The following is a 16,133-nucleotide window of genomic DNA, read 5'->3' as shown; positions in this document are numbered from 1 at the left end:
ACTGTTCCCGCGACTGCGGCCCCCGTCGTGGCGAGGAACCGCCGTCGATCGATCGTCGTTCGCTGCTTCCTACCGCGATCACGCTGTTGCATATCTAGTTTTAGGCCAACCTAAAACACATATAGATTCCGGTTTTACCGGATGTTATGACAAAAAGACGAACTAGCAGGAGCTGTTCGTTCGGCGTTCGCCCGGTGCCCACGGGATTTCGGCCGGCCTAAACTCCTCCAACCATTTCTTTTTAGGCCATCCTAAAGAGTCTGTCGGTGACGCTGATTCGCTCGAACTCATCGGTCGGTTTCGGGCTCGAGTCGGCCGCTCGATCGACCGCTGTCCCCAGCGCCGACGGCGAGTCGAACCCATTTTCTCTCCCGAGAGTGAACACTCGAGTATGAGCGTCCGCGAGGAGTTCGACGACTGGGCCGCAAGCGGCCGGGACAGAGGCATGGAAGACCGCCACTGGCACACCGCCAAACACGCGCTGGCGCGGATGCCGGTCGAGCCGGGCGAGACGATCCTCGACCTCGGCTGCGGCAGCGGCTACGCCGGCCGCGCGCTCCGGGACACCAAGGGCGCGGGTCGCGTCTACGGGCTCGACGGTTCGCCCGAGATGGCCCGCAACGCCGCCGGCTACACCGACGATCCCGCGGTCGGCTACGTCGTCGGCGACTTCGACGAGTTGCCCTTCGCCGACGACTCGATCGACCACGTCTTCTCGATGGAGGCGTTCTACTACGCGCCGGATCCCGAGCACACCCTCGAGGAGATCGAACGGATCCTCCGGCCCGGCGGGACGTTCTACTGTGCGGTCAACTACTACGAGGAGAACGTCCACTCCCACGAGTGGCAGGAGTTCATCTCGATCGAGATGACCCGTTGGGACCGCCAGCGGTACCGCGAGGCCTTCCGCGAGGCCGGTCTCCACGTGGCCGAGCAGGACAACATTCCGGACCGGGAGATCACGATCCCCGCCGAAGCCGAGTTCCCGCTCGAGGATTGGGACACCCGCGAGGCGATGGTCGAACGCTACCGCGAGTACGGCACACTGCTGACCGTCGGCGTCGCACCTTGACGCCGGTCGCTTTCACAACGAACGAAACGCCGTCGTGCGGTGGCACGCGCTGCTGATCGTCCGAGCGAGCGCGAGGACGATCATCGACGTCGTGTGAGGGATGAGCGAGTGACCGGCGGGAACGAGCGAATCGGCTGGGGAGGACGTGGGAATTCCCTGTTGCCACGGCCGTCGTACGCGTTGTTCCGGCGAGTCACAGCAGTACGCGTTGTTCCGGCGACGTCGGCGAGGGGTGCGTCATCGTGTTCGACGCGTTGAGTCACAGCAGTACGCGTTGTTCCGTGTCGAGTCACACCAGTACGCGTTATCCGGCGTTGTCTCGATACCATTTCCCCTCACTGTAGGGGGCCGTTTCGACTCGAGATATCCGACTCCTGACAACCCCTTGGCTTCGACTCGAGTCGGCCCGCTGTCTGTCGGTTTTCGTCACAGTGTTCGACTCGAAAGCGTCCGCCTCGAGTCAGTTTCTGCGGCTCGCTCGTCGGCAGGTCTCCCCGCAGATTATTCGAACCGTTCGCCCGCCGGAATCGCCACTTCGAGCCAGTTTTCCTCGGGCGGCAGGGGGCAGTCGAACGTCTCGCTGTAGGCACAGAAGGGGGTGTAGGCGAGGTTGAAGTCGACGACGAGTTCGTCGCCGTCCGCGAGGTCGCGATCCGGCGCGAGTTCCATGTACCGGCCGCCCTCGTAGCTCTGCTGACCGGTCGTCTTGTCGCGAAACGGGACGAAGAGCGGCTCCTCGTTGGGGCTCTCTAGCTGGTAGGCCGCGAGTTCGTAGGTGCCGTCCTCGAGGTCTTCGTCCTCGCGCTCTAAGTCGAACTCGAGGATCGCTACTCGCAGGTACCGCATCTCCCGGCCCGCGGTGGTGTCCATCAGGACGACCTCGGGATCGTCGTGGACCGTCGCGGTCGCGTGCACGCGGTAGTCGAAATCGGGCTCGAAGTACTCCAGGCCGTCGAACTCGTCGCGTTCCTCCGGCGGAATCGGCGACTGGGGGTGGTCGGCGAAAAACTCGTCTTTCTCGGCGCGTTTCGACTCGAGTTCGTCGCACCACTGTTCGACGTCGACGGTGTCGGTCATACCGACCGTTCGGCGTCCGTCCGGGAAGGGGTTACGTTCGGACGCCGGTGGGCTCTCGTGCGTGAGTCACGGTCCCACGACCCAATTATTAGACAAGGCTAAACAAGAAACTCGAGTAGAAACGTATATTAATTCTTGGTACCGAATTATGAACTTGGAACTTCGCCAATGACGTCTCTTCACTTCTCGCCGTCGCCGCGACCGCGACGCCATCACACGACGACGACCGGTCAGTCCGCAGTTTGCTATCGCGGGGCCGAACCGGGCCGGATTACGGAGGCGTAACGATGTGGCCCTGGGAACACGCCATCATGGGGTATCTGGTCTACTCCCTCTTCGCCCGCGTCTACTACCGGGAGTCGCCGGGCGGTCTCGACGCGTTCGCCGCGGTCTTCGCGTCCGTGTTGCCCGACCTCATCGACAAGCCGTTGGCCTGGGAGTTCGGCGTCTTCGACGCCGGCTACGCGCTCGGCCACTCGATCTTCTTCGCGATCCCGCTGTCGATCGCCGTCGGCGCGCTCGCCAGATCGTCCGACCGACCGCGAGCGGGCGTCGCGTTCGCACTCGGCTACTTGCTCCACCTCCCGGCGGACGTCGTCGACGGCTACGTTCGGGACGGTGCGTTCAACGTCTGGATCATGCTCTGGCCGCTCGGGCGGGAGCAGGTTCCCGACCACGGTCACGGTCACGGGTTCGTCGAGCAGTTCGCCGTGCTGTTCGGGCGGTACCAGCAGGAACTACTGTCGGGCGATCCGTCGACGTACATCCTCGTCCAGATGGGCATGCTCGCGGCCGCCGCCGGAATCTGGCTCTACGACGGGGCGCCCGTCGCCAGAGAACTCCTGCTGTGGTGCAAGCGGGCACTCGAGTCGTCGCGTCGCTCCTGATACCGTCGGGGTATCCCATCGAACGCCCGGTCGAACCGGTTTTCGGACGCCCGTCAGGCGGTCGCCTCTCGAACGCCGCGAGAGGCATCACCCGGTGTCGGTCTGTCACTCTTCGATGGTCAGGATCCCGTTTCGCGCGGTGACGTCGCTCGCCTCCGGCGGCAGGTCGAACTCGTACTGCTCGCCGTCGGCGAGGATGATCGCGGTCGAGCCGAGGATGTCCATCGAGATGTCCGCAGCCGAGTTACCGAAATCGACCGCGATGACGCTGCCGTCATCGTAGTCGAAGGTGCGGACGACGACGTCGTCTCGATCGACGTTTTTCAGGGAGCTGGGGACTTTCATAGCCGTCAGTAGGCGCTCGGTGAGTTAAAGAAGCAGGCTGGCAGCGTCCGGGAGGAGTGTCCCGCTTGCGTAACGCTTATCTATCATACTGTGAACAGATAGCGAACGCTATGACGGTCGCGTCGAACGCCGACGGCGATGCGGGAACGGGGGCCCGAAATCTGCGATCGGTGGCCGTCTTTCTCGGCGCGCTCGTGGCGCTCTCGAGCGGCGTCGTCGCCGTCTCGCGGCTCTCGGACGTGAGCATGATCGCGCTCGCACCGCTGTACATGTTCACGCCGATGCTCGCCGGGATCGCGACCTGTATCGTCGGTCCGCCGTCGTTCGAACGGGCCGGCCTCCGGCTCCCGCGGAATCGATTCCGCTGGCTGGGGATCGCCGCGGTCGTCCCGATCGTGCTCGTCCTGTTGGGCACCGCCCTCGCGCTGGCGCTCCCGGGCGTGGAGTTCGTCCCCGACGCGAATCCGCTGACCGGTGAGGGGACCGACTTCGCACCGGCCCAGGAGGGTGAGCCCGCCGGGCCGTCGCTTCCCGACTGGCCGCTGAACCTCCTCGTTGCGATCGTCGCCGCGGTCGCGATCGGCGCGACGTTCAACGCGGTGTTCGCCTTCGGCGAGGAGTTCGGCTGGCGCGGCGTCCTCCTGACGGCGCTCGCACCGCTGGGATTCTGGGGTGCCTCCGCCGTCATCGGCGTGCTCTGGGGGCTGTGGCACGCGCCGATCATCCTCGAGGGGTACAACTACCCGAGCTATCCCGTTCTCGGCGTCGCCGTGATGACCGCGGCCTGTCTCGCGATGTCACCGGTCTACACCTACGTCGCGGTCGCCGCGCGGTCGGTCGTGGCGCCGGCGATCTTCCACGGTACGTTCAACGCCTTCGCGGCGACGATGATCGTCTTCGCGCAGGGCGGCTCGGAGCTCGTCGTCAACCCCGTGGGAGCGATCGGGATCCTCGTCTTCGGTCTCGCCGCCGCTGCCATCGCGGTCCGCGGCCCGCCGTCCCTCGAGGCGAACTGGGCCGTCGCTGGGAAGACCGACGGTGACGCCGACGCGACCGACGGCCGCGATCGGGGCGCGGTCGAATCGACGACGGACGACGAGTTAGGCGCCGACGAGCGAGGGCAGCAGTGAGTGAAGACGGCGGAACGGCAGGGAACCGATACGCGATCGCGACGCGTCCCGACCGCCGCTCGCGTCGATCGGCCGCCGTGAGCGTGATCGTACACCCCAGACACCGATGTTCCGGGCGGACGTTCCGGACATTTATATACTGAAACGCGGCCAACGCAGTTCGTCAACGCTATGGACGACCGCCGCCGAGTACGCGCAGAATGACGGACTGGCGCTCGATCTTCGGCCACGACGAACCCTACGACGAGCAGGTCGACGGTATCGAGACCGCCGTCGACACCGCTCGAGACGGCGGCTACACGGTCATCGAGGGAGCCTGTGGCACCGGGAAGACGATGATTGCGCTCACCGCGGGGATAGACCTCGTGCGAGATCCGGACACCGACTACGAGCGCGTGTTCGTGCTGACGAGCGTCAAACAGCAACTGCGCCAGTTCGAAGCGGACCTCGAGACGATCAACGCGAATCTGCCCGACGAAGCGGCCCCCGTTTCGGGGCTCACGCTGGTCGGGAAGGCCGACGTCTGTCCGTACAACCGGGAGGACGCAGCCGGCATCGACGACGGCAACGTCTACGACCGCTGTGAGACCCTCCGAGACCGGACGCGCGACCTGACCGGCGAGGGCGGCGACACCACCGCGGGAAGCCTCGTCGATCAGGCCCGTAGCCAGCAGATCGGGTTAGCCGACAGCGGCGCCCGCGGGGGCGGTGCGACATTCTTGCGCACCGCCGATGAACCAACGCCGTACCCGCCTGACCTCCCCGAGTACAGCGACGGCGGCCCGATCGACGCCTCCACGGAGTACTGTCCGTTCTACGCCCAGTACCTCGAGGACCTCCCCGAGGAGGGCAGCGACGGCGACGCCGCGGAGGCCGTCCCCTACGACTTCACCGAGGCGGGGATGATCACCCCCGAGGACCTCGTCGCTCGTTCGGCCGCCCACGGTACCTGCCCCCACTCGGTGATGGGCGCGGTTCTGGGCCACGTCGAGATCGTCCTCGGTAACTACTACCACGCGTTCGACCCCCGAACCACGGGCTCGTTTACGGGCGCCTTGCTCGACGACTCGACGTTCGTCGTCTGCGACGAGGCACACATGCTCGAGCCCCGCGTGCGCGATCTGGTCAGCGACGGGATCGCCGACTCGACGCTCCGGGACGCCGAAACCGAACTCTCGCGGGTCATCCAGCCGGTCAAGTTCGAACGCGAGGGACGCGACGCACAGGGGGGTTCGAAGACCGCCGACGCCGACCTCGTGCGCGCGGAACTGAACGACAGCGACGTCTCCTACGACGAACTCGAGCGGACCCTCGAGTTCGTACAGGATCTGCGCGTCGAACTCGACCGACGGATCACCGCCTATCTCGACCGGAACTACAGGGGGTGGGAGTCGGACCTGACCGACCTTCGAGACGAGGAGATCCCGCTTCGCGACCCCGCCGTCCCCGCCGAGGACGAACTCTCCGAGTGGGCTCGCGAGGCCGGCTACGGCGACGCCGACTGGGTTCGCGCCGAGGCCGTCGGCGCCGTGGTCGAGCGGATTCTGAACGAAGCGGAGGACGAAGACCGCACCCGCGCCGCCCCCGCCGTGGGCCGCCTCCTCGGCGAGTGGTACCGACGCGGCCACACCGACTACTTCCGGGAGCTCGAACTCGAACGCACTTGGGACGACACCGAACCCGCCGACTCCTGGCGCCGCGCGTACAACGCCCGAATGGCCCTGCACAACTGCGTCCCCAGCGACGCCATCGGCGAGCGTCTCGCTACCTTCGGCAGCGGCATCCTGATGAGCGCGACCCTCGAGCCGATGGACGCCTTCACCGAGGTGACGGGCCTCCAGTACATAGCGCGCGAGGAAGACCGCCCCGTCGTCGAGCGACGCTACGGGCTGCACTTCCCCGACGAGAACCGCGAGAGTTTCGCGGTCGCGGCGCCGAAGTTCACCTACGACAACCGCGGCCGACCCGGCGACCAGAATCCGACCCGAACCCAGTATATCGACGCCATCACGAACGTCGGCGAACTGCCCGGCAACGTCCTCGTCGGCATGCCGAGCTACGCCGAGGCCGACTGGATCGCGGGCGTGCTCGAGGACCGCCTCGAGAAACCCGTCCTTCTCGACGCCGCCAGCGACGACGAGACCACCCAGTCGCTCAAACGCGAGTTCTTCGAGGGCGACGGGAAGGTGCTCGTGACGAGCCTCCGGGGAACGCTGACCGAGGGCGTCGACTACAGCGGCGACCGCCTCGCCGCGGCCGTCGTCTGTGGCGTACCGATCGTCAACACCTCGAGTCCGCGCACGAAGGCGGTCCGGCGAGCCTACGACGACGAGTTCGGCGACGGTTTCACGTACGCGCTGACCATCCCCGCGGTCCGCAAGGCGAGGCAGGCGATCGGTCGCGTCATCCGCAGTCCCGACGACGTCGGCGTCCGCGTCCTCTTAGACGAACGCTACGCTCGAGACAGCTGGGACTCCGTTCGACCGTACCTCCCCGACGACGGCGAGTTCCAGCCGGTCAGCCCGGACATGCTGGGACTGGGGCTGGATCGATTTCGGGATCGGCTCGAGACGAAGCCGTGACGACCCGTCGCTGAGCGACGAGCCGTCGCCGAGCGCCGGCGGCCGCTCTCGTTTCGTCGTCACTCGCGTTCGCGTCCGCGTTCGTATTCGTACTCGTCCCCGTCCCCGTCGAGACCCGTGCTCGCGTCCGTTCGATCCGCGTTCCCGTCGCTCGATCGATCGCTCGAATTGGCGTCGAGGAGGTGCTCGAGGCGCTGCTCGAACTCGGTCTCGTCCATTTCGCCGTCGGCGTATCGTCGCTTCAGGTCGTCGAGTGGTTCTTCGCCGCCGTCGCCGTTGGATCTTCGATTCGAGTCGCCCCCCGAGATTCCCGCACGATCGATCGCGTACTCGTCGGTCGACTCGAGGGTTCCGATGAGCGAGAGGTAGACTGGCCAGAGAACGAGTCCCGCAAAGAGGAGCGTCGGCGCCGCCATTCCGAGAAAGGCGACGCTCAAGCCGGCCGGGACGGTCGGGTCGAACAGTGCTAGCGCGAGGATCCAGAGCCCGCCTGTCCCGACGAGCGAGCCGAGTAGCCAGCGACCGAGTGCGCCGTCCGGCGTGTAGTGTTCGATGCGCGCGTGCCACCGGCGGGACAGCGGAAATCGCGAGGAGCCGCGAACCATATTGTATCGTGGTAACAGATCGTCATAATTGTGACGCCGAGCTGACAGCATCGCCCACAACCATCTCGACCGCCGTCAATCGCCGCTCCGTTCCGTCTCGTCGGATCGCCGTATCGTCACCGTCGTGGTCGTCGTGGTCTCCGCGTACAGCGAGTACAGCAAGATCGTGAAGCCGCCGGCGGTGAACGCGCTCTGGATCGCGACGCCGAGGCCGACGTTCCCGCCGTAGAGGTGTGCGATCGCACCCCCGACGGCGCCGAGAACGATACAGCCGAAGCCGATGGCGAGCGCTCGGAGCGCCTGCGAACCCGTGCGTTTGAACGCGCGATAGGAGAGCAACGCGACCGCGCCGCCGGTACACAGCGTCGCGGTGTTCGTGATTGCGATCAGGAGCGCGTATTCGTCCAGTCCCATGCGTATCAAGTACTGTTGGACGTCGGCCGGGCGCCGAGACGCCGACCCGTCGTCCGGTCGGATATCGGCTACTCCCGCAGCCGCGTACTTGAGTGGCGTCGCCCGTTCTCACTCGTAAAGAACGGTGCGAACGTGTTCGGCCATTAGTGTCCGCTGCGGACTCACTCGGTTGGCGGGCGCTCTTCGACGAGGTGCTCGTCGAACCGATCCGCCCACTCCGTGAGCCACTCGGTGAGTTCCCCGCGGAGTTCGGTGTAGCTCGTCGCGACCGGTTCCGGCGGCTCGCGGGCCAGGCCGACAAAGCCCAGGCCGGGATCGACACCCTCTACGGCCGGGATCTGGACGTTCCGCCGGGCGAGTTCGGCCTGCACCTCGTCGGTGAGGACGAACTCGAGGAAGGCGTAGGCCAGGTCCGGCGCCGTCGCCGCCTCGAAGATGCCCATGCCCTCCGGCAGCGTGTACCCCTCGTCCTCGAGGAACGCGACTCGGTGGCGGCGCTCGTCGTAGCCCTCGCGGGCCGCAAAGACGGGGTCGGTCGAGTAGGAGACGACGAGCGGGCGCTCGGCGTCCAGATAGGCGTCGTAGCTGGCGCTCCAGGATCGGTGAATCCGGGCGCCGTTGGCGGCCAGTTCCTCCCAGTAATTCATCGCGTCGCTCGGCCCGCCGGTCGCGATCGTCCACAGCAAGAACGCCTGTCCGGGCATCGAGTAGCCGGGATGGTGCGTTAGCAACGTATCCGCGTACTCGCTTTCGACCAGATCCGCGAACGCCTCGGGCGGCTCGAGGACCGTATCGTCGTAGACGAGAGAGACGTAGCCCGCGTCGTACGCGAGCGCCCGACCGTGCGGATCCTCGAGGTCGAGTCCGTCCTGAATTCGATCGACGCCGTCGATCCGGTCGTGGTTGAGTTCCCGCAGCAATCCACCCTCTTCGATTCGGTCGTCGATCCGCGTGAGGTCGCCGACGGTAAAGCCGAAGCAGACGTCGGCGTCGATCTCGCCGCCGTACTCGCCGCGCTGGAGGTAATGTTCAACGCCGGCTTCGGGCACCACCCACTCGAGTTCGGCGTCGGGATACTCCTCCTCGAACGCCTCGACGAGCCAGGGACCGGGCGGGTTCGGTCCGCTGACCATCGATCGGTAGGTGACGACGCGAAGCGTTTCGTCGTGATTCGGGTCCTCGGGTTCCTCGTCGTCTTCGTTCGGTTCGTCCGAGTCGTCGGCGAAGAGACAGCCCGCGAGTCCGGCGACGCCGACGCTGCCGGCGCCGCCGACCGTCCGCAGGACCCTCCGACGGTTCATACGGGTGTGTAGGAAGGGCGAACGTAAGTCTCGTTCCCAACCAACCAAATACCTTACAGATACGTGGTGGCGATCTCGATCACTCGTACCGCAACGCGTCGATCGGATCCGTCCGCGCCGCCCGCCAGGCCGGATAGAGGCCGGAGGCGATGCCGACGACGACCCCGACGACGATCGCCAGCGCGACGTACTCGTAGGGGTAGACCAGCGGGAGATCGATGTACCAGACGCCGAGATAGCCCGTCACGAGACCGAGTACGGTCCCCAGAATCGCTCCGACGACGCCGAGGATCACCGCCTCCGCGAGGAAGAGCCCGAGTATCTCCCGGTTCTGGGCGCCGACGGCTTTCATGATCCCGATCTCGCGGGTTCGTTCGGTCACCGAGACAAGCATGATGTTCGCGATTCCGATCGACCCGACGAGCAGCGAGATCGCCGCGATGCCGACGATGAAGTTCTGTAAGAGCGAGAGGACGTCCTCGAGTTGCTGGAGCAACTCGGCGCTGGTCTGGAGCGTCACCGCGAGATCGTCGCCGAGCAGTTCGCCGGCGTCGGAGTCGTCGCCCTCGAGGTAGGCCAGCGCGCTCTCGCGGGCGGCGTCGACGTCGTCGTCGTCGGCGGTAGGGGCTTCGACGACGATCGCGAGGAACAGGGCGCCGTCGCCGTCTCCGCCGCCGATTCCGTCGTCGTTCTGCTCGTCAGCGTCTTCGTCGTCACCGCCGTCACCGCCGCCACCGTCGTCACCCGCGCCGGGTCCGTCGGTACCGCCTCCGTCACCACCGCCGGGAATGTCACCGGCCGCGTCCTCCGTGTAGTAGGGATCGGTCGGGACGTAGATCCGCGGCGACGGCTCGAAGCCCTCGAACGGACTCAGCCCTTCGGACGTTTCGGTGATGCCGACCACCGTGACCGACGTCTGCTCGCCGCCTTGCAGGGCGACGGTGATCTCGTCGCCGACCTCGACGTCCTCCTCGAACTGGCCCGCGACGGCCGGGTTGATCACGGCTTCGCGCTCGCCCTGCTCGAACTGACGGCCCTCGTCGAGCGTGTCCTCCCGGATGTAGGTCGGTCCGGCCGCTACGAGGGCGTCGCTCTGGGGTGATAGCTCCCCCTCGTAGACCAGCGCCTGCGTCGAGATCGGCATGTAGCCGTAGGCCGCGTCGATCTCCTCGCGGCTCTCGAGTTCGTCCAGATCGTCCTGGCTGAAGACCGGCTGGGCGCCGGCTAACGGCCCGCCCTCGGTGTCCGGATCGGCGGCCCAGCCGTAGACGTTGCGCTGGTCGTCTGGACTGATGTCGCCGATGACGCCCGCCTGCAGGCTCGCGCCGAGCGTGACGAAGGCGATGACGGCCGCGATGCCGATCACGATGCCGAGCGTCGTCAGCGACGAGCGCAGTTTGTGACCACGGATCGAGCGCCAGGAGAGACGCAGGCTCTCGAGGGGACGCATCAGCGCTCGGCCCCGCTTTCGTTTTCGTTTCCGTCTTCGTCTCCGGCACTCGAGCTGCTGCGAACTCGAGTGCCCGCCGTCTCCTCGTCCAGCCGCTCGATCCGCTCGAGTTTCCCGTCCAGGAGGTGGACGATCCGGTCGGCACGTTCGGCGACGTGGCGCTCGTGGGTGACGACGACCATCGTCGTCCCGGCGTCGTGAAAGTCCGCGAAGAGGTCGAGGATGTCGTCTTCGGTGTCCGTATCGAGGTTTCCGGTCGGCTCGTCGGCCAACACGAGGGCGGGGTCGTTGACCAGCGCCCGCGCCAGCGCGACCCGCTGGCGCTGGCCCCCCGAGAGTTCGTTCGGAAGGTGATCCTCGCGGTCGGCGAGACCGACGCGCTCGAGCAGTTCCCGCGCCCGCTCGCGGCGCTCGCCGCGGCCGACGTTCTGGAACAGCTGGGGCAACGCGACGTTCTCGAGGGCCGTCAACCGCGGCATGAGGTTGAACGTCTGGAAGACGAAGCCGACCGTCGTTCCGCGAAGTGTCGTCCGCTCGCGGTCGTCGAGCGTCGTCACGTCCGCGCCGTCAACGACGACGGTGCCCTCCGTCGGCGTGTCGAGACAGCCCACGAGGTTCATCAGCGTCGACTTCCCCGAGCCGCTGGGTCCCATGATCGCCGTGTAGGACCCCCGCGGTATCTCGAGGGAGACGCCGTCTAACGCGTGGACCGGTTCGCCGAGCTGGTACGTTTTCCGAACGTTTTGCAGGGAGACCGCCGAGCCGCGACCGCCGACACCGCTATCGTGATCGCCGCTGTCACTACCGCCGTCGCCGTCGGCACTTCCGGACTCCGATGTCGCCATGGGCCGAGGACTACAGCCCGAAGTAAAAAGGTTCAATTGCCTAACGACCCGGCTACCCGCGGATCGCGTCGACGAACTCGAGCCAGCGCTCGTGACCGTCGAGCGTCGCCGTCTGCACCTCCGAGCCGAATCGATCGCGTCGCAGGCTCTGGAGGGCGTTTCGCGCGCGGTCGATGCCGACGATGCGCTCGACGACCTCCTCGCCCTCCTCGCGGTCGATCGGAGCCGACTCGAGGCGGTCGACGAGCTGTTTCCGCTCGTTCGTCAACTCCACCTGGGCCTCCCGGACCACCGGTTTGAGGTCGTCCGGAATCCCTTCGACCTTGCGAGTCTCGATGACGAACTCCTCGAGCGGGAGGTCGTCGTCGCCGACGGTGATCGTCTCGGGGAGTTGCTGGCCGATAGTCGCGCTCTGGCGGTTAGCGCGCTCGATGAGATCGCGTCGTTCGGCGGCGTCCATAGCGGCGCCACGTACTGTCTCGTAGAATACATTTCGGTCTCGAACGGTCGGCGAGCGGATTACCAGTCGCGGTCGTCCTGCTCGTCTCGCGAACTGCCCCAGTCGTCTGCGTCGTCGGTCGAGGAGTCCCAGCTGTTGGTCGCCCCCTCGTCTGGCGATCCCCAGTCGTCGGTTTCGGTGTCTCTGCCCCGGTCGTCGGCCCCGGAGTCGGCGTCCCAGTCACCGCCGTGTTCGTCCGTCGATTCGGTCACGTCGCCGCGGAGCAAGAGGTACGCGACGATCGCGACGAGGCCGACCGGGAGAAACAGGAAGAGCAAGAACCCGATACCGAGCGCCCAGAGGAGTTCGTTGTTCTGGCGGTTGGAAGCGTCGCGGTAGACCCAGTAACCCGCTCCCGCGGCGATGAGCAGTCCGATGACGAGACTGGCGATCATCATCTCCGGCGAAATCTCTTCTTCGACCTGCAGCAGCGTCGCCGTCAACTCGAGCATTCGGTACCTCCGTACTCATGCTGTCGGACAGCAGTCAGCGAGCGGTCGGTCGCGAATTCGCGGTCGGCTCCGACGGCGACGACCGCAGTCGCGCGACCGATCGGCAACGCGTGCTGTCCGGCAGTATCACGAGTCGTCGCTTGCGCCTCCGTTCGCCGGTAGTCACTTCCCGCCTCGAGGCGGCGGTGAGAACTTCTGTGCATCTGTCTAGCCCGTCACATACATATCAGCGGGTATGTATCTTTCGTCCGGTACTCTGACTCACGGAAGGGTGGCGATCCCGCTGTCGTCTCCGTACTTTGCAACGAGCGGGAGCGACGCCGCGGCGACGTAAACTGTAGCAAGATATATGTATTCTGCCTAAGAACACCGCTGATACGCAGGCTATGACAGCTATTGATATTTCCTCCGTGACGAAACGTTACGGCTCGGAAACCGCCCTCGAAGGTCTCGATCTCACCGTCCACTCCGGCGATATCTACGGGTTCCTCGGCCCGAACGGCGCCGGGAAGTCGACGACCATCAACCTGATCCTCGATTTCATCCGGCCGACCGCCGGCGAGGTCAGCGTCTTCGGCCTCGACGCCACCGAGGACACGCTCGAGATCCGCGAACGAACCGGGATTCTCCCGGAGGGCGTCGAGACGTACAACCGGCTGACCGGCCGCAAACACGTCGAGTTCGCCATCGAGTCGAAAGACGCCGACGACGACCCCGACGAACTGCTCGAGCGCGTCGGCATCGCCGACGCCGCCGACAAGAAAGCCGGCGGCTACTCGAAGGGGATGACCCAGCGACTGATGCTCGCGACGGCGCTGGTCGGCGAACCCGACCTGCTCATCTTAGACGAGCCCTCCACGGGCCTCGATCCGAACGGCGCCCGCCAGATGCGCGAGATCATCCGCGAGGAAAACCGACGCGGCGCGACCGTCTTCTTCTCCTCGCACGTCCTCGGTCAGGTCGAGGCCGTCTGCGACCGCGTCGGCATCCTCCGGGACGGCCGCCTGATCGCCGAAGACACCGTCGAGGGGCTCCGCGAAACGATGCCCACCCAGACGCGCCTGCGCGTCCAGCTCGATCGGATCCCCGACGACGCCGAGGGTGCGCTCGAGGCCGTCCGCTCGATCGACGGCGTGAGCGAGGTGCAGGCCGACGGCCCGTCGCTGCTCGTCACCTGCGAGGACAGCGCGAAGACGACCGTCCTCCACACGGTCGAGGAGTACGGCGTCACCGTCGAGGACTTTACGACCGATAGCTCCTCGCTCGAGGACCTGTTCGTCGCCTACACCGAAGGCGACGCCGACGCCCGCGGGGTGGCGCCATGAGCGCGGTCACGGTCGCAAAGAAGGACTTCGAGGACGCCGTCCGCTCGCGGAAACTGATGTTGCTGACGGCGGTGTTCGCGCTGTTCACGCTCGGCGGCGCCTACCTCGCCGCGGAGTTCGGCGAGCTGTTCGGGGAGGAACTCGGCGACGGCGCACAGTCGACGATCGAACTCGTCCTCGCCCTCCAGACGTCCGCCGGCTTTCTGGTGCCGATTATCGCCCTGGTCGTCGGCTACAAGGCTATCGCCGGCGAGCGCGAGAGCGGGAGCCTGAAGTTCCTGCTCGGGCTGCCGCACACGCGACGCGACGTCGTCGTCGGAAAGATCCTCGGTCGTTCGGCGGTCGTCGCCGTCTCGATCCTGATCGGCTTCGGCGTCGGCTTCGTCGGTCTGTTGGCGTTCGTCGGCAGCGTCTCGATCGTCGACTATCTCCTGTTTACGCTCGTGACGATCCTGTTTGGAGTCGTCTACGTCTGTCTCGGCGTCGGCGTCTCCTCGCTGACGAAATCGACCTCGCGGGCGGCGATCGGCGCGTTCGGAATCATCCTCTTTTTCTGGTTCCTCTGGAGCACCCTCGTCCAGGTCGCGCTCTATCTCGTCGAGGGCGAGTTCTTCATGGAGGAGTTCCCCGAGTGGTACATCAGCCTCCTTTCGATCTCGCCGGACGCCGCCTACGGCTCCGCTATCGGCGCCGTCTTCAGCGACTCGTCGTTTACGATGGCCGACGCCTACCAGTACGACGTCGGCGAACTGCCCCTGGTCGCCGAGCCGTGGTTCGGCTTCGTCATCCTCGCGCTGTGGGCCCTGCTCCCGCTCGCTATCGGCCTCTGGGCGTTCGGTCGCGCCGATCTCTAACCGGGCGTCGGAGAGTACAACGTTTTTGCCGCCGCCGCTCGCCGTAGTAGCCATGAAGACGGCAGGCGGATCCGACGCAGCGAAACGCCGAGCGGGCGAACGCGCGGCCGACGAGGTCGCCGACGGCGCCGTCGTCGGGCTCGGGACGGGCTCGACGACCGCCCACGCGATCCGAGCGCTCGGCCGAGCGGTCGACGACGGCCTTACGATCCGCGGCGTTCCGACCTCGTTTCAGTCGCGCCAGCTCGCACTCGAGGTCGGAATTCCGCTGACGACGCTCGACGCGGTCGAAACGGTCGATATCGCCATCGACGGCGCGGATCAGGTCGCCGACGACCCCGAGTCGGCGGGCCACGGCGCGCTCATCAAGGGCGGCGGCGCCGCACACACGCGCGAAAAGGTAGTCGACGCCGCGGCGGACCGGTTCGTCGTCGTCGCCGATCCGTCGAAGCTCGCGGCGACGCTCGAGCGGGCCGTCCCGATCGAAGTCATCCCCGACGCCCACACGGTCGTCGCCGACCGCGTTCGCGACCTGGGCGGCGAGCCGACGCTTCGCGAGGCCGGGGCCAAAGACGGGCCGGTCGTCACCGACAACGGCAACCTCGTGCTCGACTGCGAATTCGGTGCGATCGACGATCCGGGCGACCTCGCGACGCGACTCTCGCGACTCCCAGGCGTCCTCGAACACGGCCTGTTCGTCGATCTCGCGGACGTCACGTACGTCGGTACCGAGTCGGGCGTCGAGACCCGCGAGTACTGACGCGCCCGCTCATACGGATTGCTGCAACGATGTATCGGCGCAACCGCTACCTGGACGGCGGTTGCACCGGAACTGACGGACAGTAAACCGTATCACTCGTCCGTCGTCCGTCGTCTGTTCGACCGCCCGGTCGCGCGAACCGCGGCGAGTCCGACGACGACGTACACCGCACCGAGCAGCCGCGTCGCCGGCCCGATCCACGGTTTCACCTCGAGCTCGTCGGGATTCTCGTAGGCCAACTCGAGGCCGACCGAGAGGCTCTGGCGGGGGACGAGCGCCATCGCCAGTCCGAGCACCGAGAGCGGACGCTTGAGGATCGTCGTCTGTGCGGGGTGGCGAACGAGCAGCCAGCAAACGACGAGCCCCTCGAGTCTGGCCATCGGGAGCGTCCACGACCGGAGTCGACCCGCATCGGGATCCTCGAAGGCGAGTCGTTCGGCGGCGTCGACGATTCGGTTCGGAACGAGGACGGCGAGCAGGGCGGCGACGAGTGCGAGAATTTTTCGCATAGCACGGGTACGACGCTCTCGGCAAA

At 66.4% G+C, this 16,133-nt stretch carries 17 protein-coding genes; 7 read left to right on the top strand and 10 right to left on the bottom strand.

The genetic code is table 11. The features are described 5' to 3' along the window. Positions 1 to 391: 391 nt before the first annotated feature. Positions 392 to 1,072, top strand: coding sequence for a class I SAM-dependent methyltransferase (locus tag C493_RS11480; protein WP_007259606.1), 681 nt, complete (start codon positions 392 to 394; stop codon positions 1,070 to 1,072). Between the two features lie 501 nt (positions 1,073 to 1,573). On the opposite strand, the gene C493_RS11475 is transcribed toward C493_RS11480, so the two are convergent. Beyond that, the gene (locus tag C493_RS11475) at positions 1,574 to 2,149 is read right to left on the bottom strand and encodes a DUF1684 domain-containing protein (RefSeq protein WP_007259605.1); all 576 of its coding nucleotides are present in this window, start codon (positions 2,147 to 2,149) and stop codon (positions 1,574 to 1,576) included. Positions 2,150 to 2,436: 287 nt separating this feature from the next. On the opposite strand from C493_RS11475, the gene C493_RS11470 reads away from it, so the two are divergent. After that, complete coding sequence (locus tag C493_RS11470; protein WP_007259604.1) at positions 2,437 to 3,036, top strand: metal-dependent hydrolase; 600 nt, start codon at positions 2,437 to 2,439, stop codon at positions 3,034 to 3,036. Positions 3,037 to 3,141: 105 nt separating this feature from the next. Here C493_RS11470 and C493_RS11465 read toward each other — a convergent pair whose 3' ends face one another. Then, the gene (locus C493_RS11465; protein WP_007259603.1) at positions 3,142 to 3,381 is read right to left on the bottom strand and encodes a DUF7127 family protein; all 240 of its coding nucleotides are present in this window, start codon (positions 3,379 to 3,381) and stop codon (positions 3,142 to 3,144) included. A gap of 110 nt (positions 3,382 to 3,491) precedes the next feature. On the opposite strand from C493_RS11465, the gene C493_RS11460 reads away from it, so the two are divergent. Both C493_RS11460 and C493_RS11455 read left to right on the top strand, forming a co-directional pair. Beyond that, entirely contained in the window at positions 3,492 to 4,511 is a 1,020-nt protein-coding gene (locus C493_RS11460; protein ID WP_007259602.1) for a CPBP family intramembrane glutamic endopeptidase, read from the top strand. A 200-nt stretch (positions 4,512 to 4,711) separates the two neighbouring features. Further along, positions 4,712 to 7,093 carry an ATP-dependent DNA helicase gene (locus tag C493_RS11455; protein WP_007259601.1) on the top strand — a complete coding sequence of 794 codons (2,382 nt, stop codon included), beginning with the start codon at positions 4,712 to 4,714 and terminating at the stop codon, positions 7,091 to 7,093. A 59-nt stretch (positions 7,094 to 7,152) separates the two neighbouring features. Here C493_RS11455 and C493_RS11450 read toward each other — a convergent pair whose 3' ends face one another. The 7 genes from C493_RS11450 to C493_RS23635 all read right to left on the bottom strand — a co-directional run bounded on the left by C493_RS11450 (position 7,153) and on the right by C493_RS23635 (position 12,659). Further along, positions 7,153 to 7,698, bottom strand: a complete 546-nt coding sequence (locus C493_RS11450; protein ID WP_007259600.1) for an SHOCT domain-containing protein — start codon at positions 7,696 to 7,698, stop codon at positions 7,153 to 7,155. 75 nt (positions 7,699 to 7,773) lie between these two features. Then, positions 7,774 to 8,106 (bottom strand): DUF7521 family protein, encoded by a 333-nt coding sequence (locus C493_RS11445; RefSeq protein ID WP_049889320.1) that lies wholly within the window; start codon positions 8,104 to 8,106, stop codon positions 7,774 to 7,776. A 167-nt stretch (positions 8,107 to 8,273) separates the two neighbouring features. Continuing rightward, complete coding sequence (locus C493_RS11440) at positions 8,274 to 9,413, bottom strand: thiamine ABC transporter substrate-binding protein (protein ID WP_007259598.1); 1,140 nt, start codon at positions 9,411 to 9,413, stop codon at positions 8,274 to 8,276. Positions 9,414 to 9,492: 79 nt separating this feature from the next. Next, the gene (locus C493_RS11435) at positions 9,493 to 10,863 is read right to left on the bottom strand and encodes an ABC transporter permease (RefSeq protein WP_007259597.1); all 1,371 of its coding nucleotides are present in this window, start codon (positions 10,861 to 10,863) and stop codon (positions 9,493 to 9,495) included. Beyond that, positions 10,863 to 11,708: an ABC transporter ATP-binding protein gene (locus C493_RS11430; protein ID WP_007259596.1), complete on the bottom strand. Its 846-nt coding sequence runs from the start codon at positions 11,706 to 11,708 to the stop codon at positions 10,863 to 10,865. Before C493_RS11430 ends, C493_RS11435 begins: the two co-directional genes overlap by 1 nt. Before the next feature lie 52 nt (positions 11,709 to 11,760). After that, positions 11,761 to 12,168, bottom strand: a complete 408-nt coding sequence (locus tag C493_RS11425) for a DUF5788 family protein (protein ID WP_007259595.1) — start codon at positions 12,166 to 12,168, stop codon at positions 11,761 to 11,763. 59 nt (positions 12,169 to 12,227) lie between these two features. After that, positions 12,228 to 12,659, bottom strand: a complete 432-nt coding sequence (locus tag C493_RS23635; RefSeq protein ID WP_007259594.1) for a TMEM14 family protein — start codon at positions 12,657 to 12,659, stop codon at positions 12,228 to 12,230. A gap of 386 nt (positions 12,660 to 13,045) precedes the next feature. Here C493_RS23635 and C493_RS11415 point away from each other — a divergent pair, with 386 nt between their 5' ends. From C493_RS11415 to rpiA, 3 genes are read left to right on the top strand one after another with little or no spacing between them, the layout of a single operon-like run. Continuing rightward, complete coding sequence (locus C493_RS11415; RefSeq protein ID WP_049889319.1) at positions 13,046 to 13,984, top strand: ABC transporter ATP-binding protein; 939 nt, start codon at positions 13,046 to 13,048, stop codon at positions 13,982 to 13,984. Next, positions 13,981 to 14,838, top strand: coding sequence for an ABC transporter permease (locus tag C493_RS11410; protein WP_007259592.1), 858 nt, complete (start codon positions 13,981 to 13,983; stop codon positions 14,836 to 14,838). Before C493_RS11415 ends, C493_RS11410 begins: the two co-directional genes overlap by 4 nt. 52 nt (positions 14,839 to 14,890) lie before the next feature. Continuing rightward, complete coding sequence (rpiA, locus tag C493_RS11405; RefSeq protein ID WP_007259591.1) at positions 14,891 to 15,598, top strand: ribose-5-phosphate isomerase RpiA; 708 nt, start codon at positions 14,891 to 14,893, stop codon at positions 15,596 to 15,598. 92 nt (positions 15,599 to 15,690) lie between these two features. On the opposite strand, the gene C493_RS11400 is transcribed toward rpiA, so the two are convergent. Beyond that, on the bottom strand, positions 15,691 to 16,107 hold the full coding sequence (locus C493_RS11400; protein ID WP_007259590.1) for a hypothetical protein: 417 nt from the start codon (positions 16,105 to 16,107) through the stop codon (positions 15,691 to 15,693). Between the last annotated feature and the right edge of the window lie 26 nt (positions 16,108 to 16,133).

Origin of the sequence: Natronolimnohabitans innermongolicus JCM 12255 (assembly GCF_000337215.1) — an archaeon.
Lineage (GTDB): Archaea > Halobacteriota > Halobacteria > Halobacteriales > Natrialbaceae > Natronolimnohabitans > Natronolimnohabitans innermongolicus.
The sequence above is the reverse complement of the archived record's forward strand: the minus strand, read 5'-3'. Positions and strand labels throughout refer to the sequence as shown.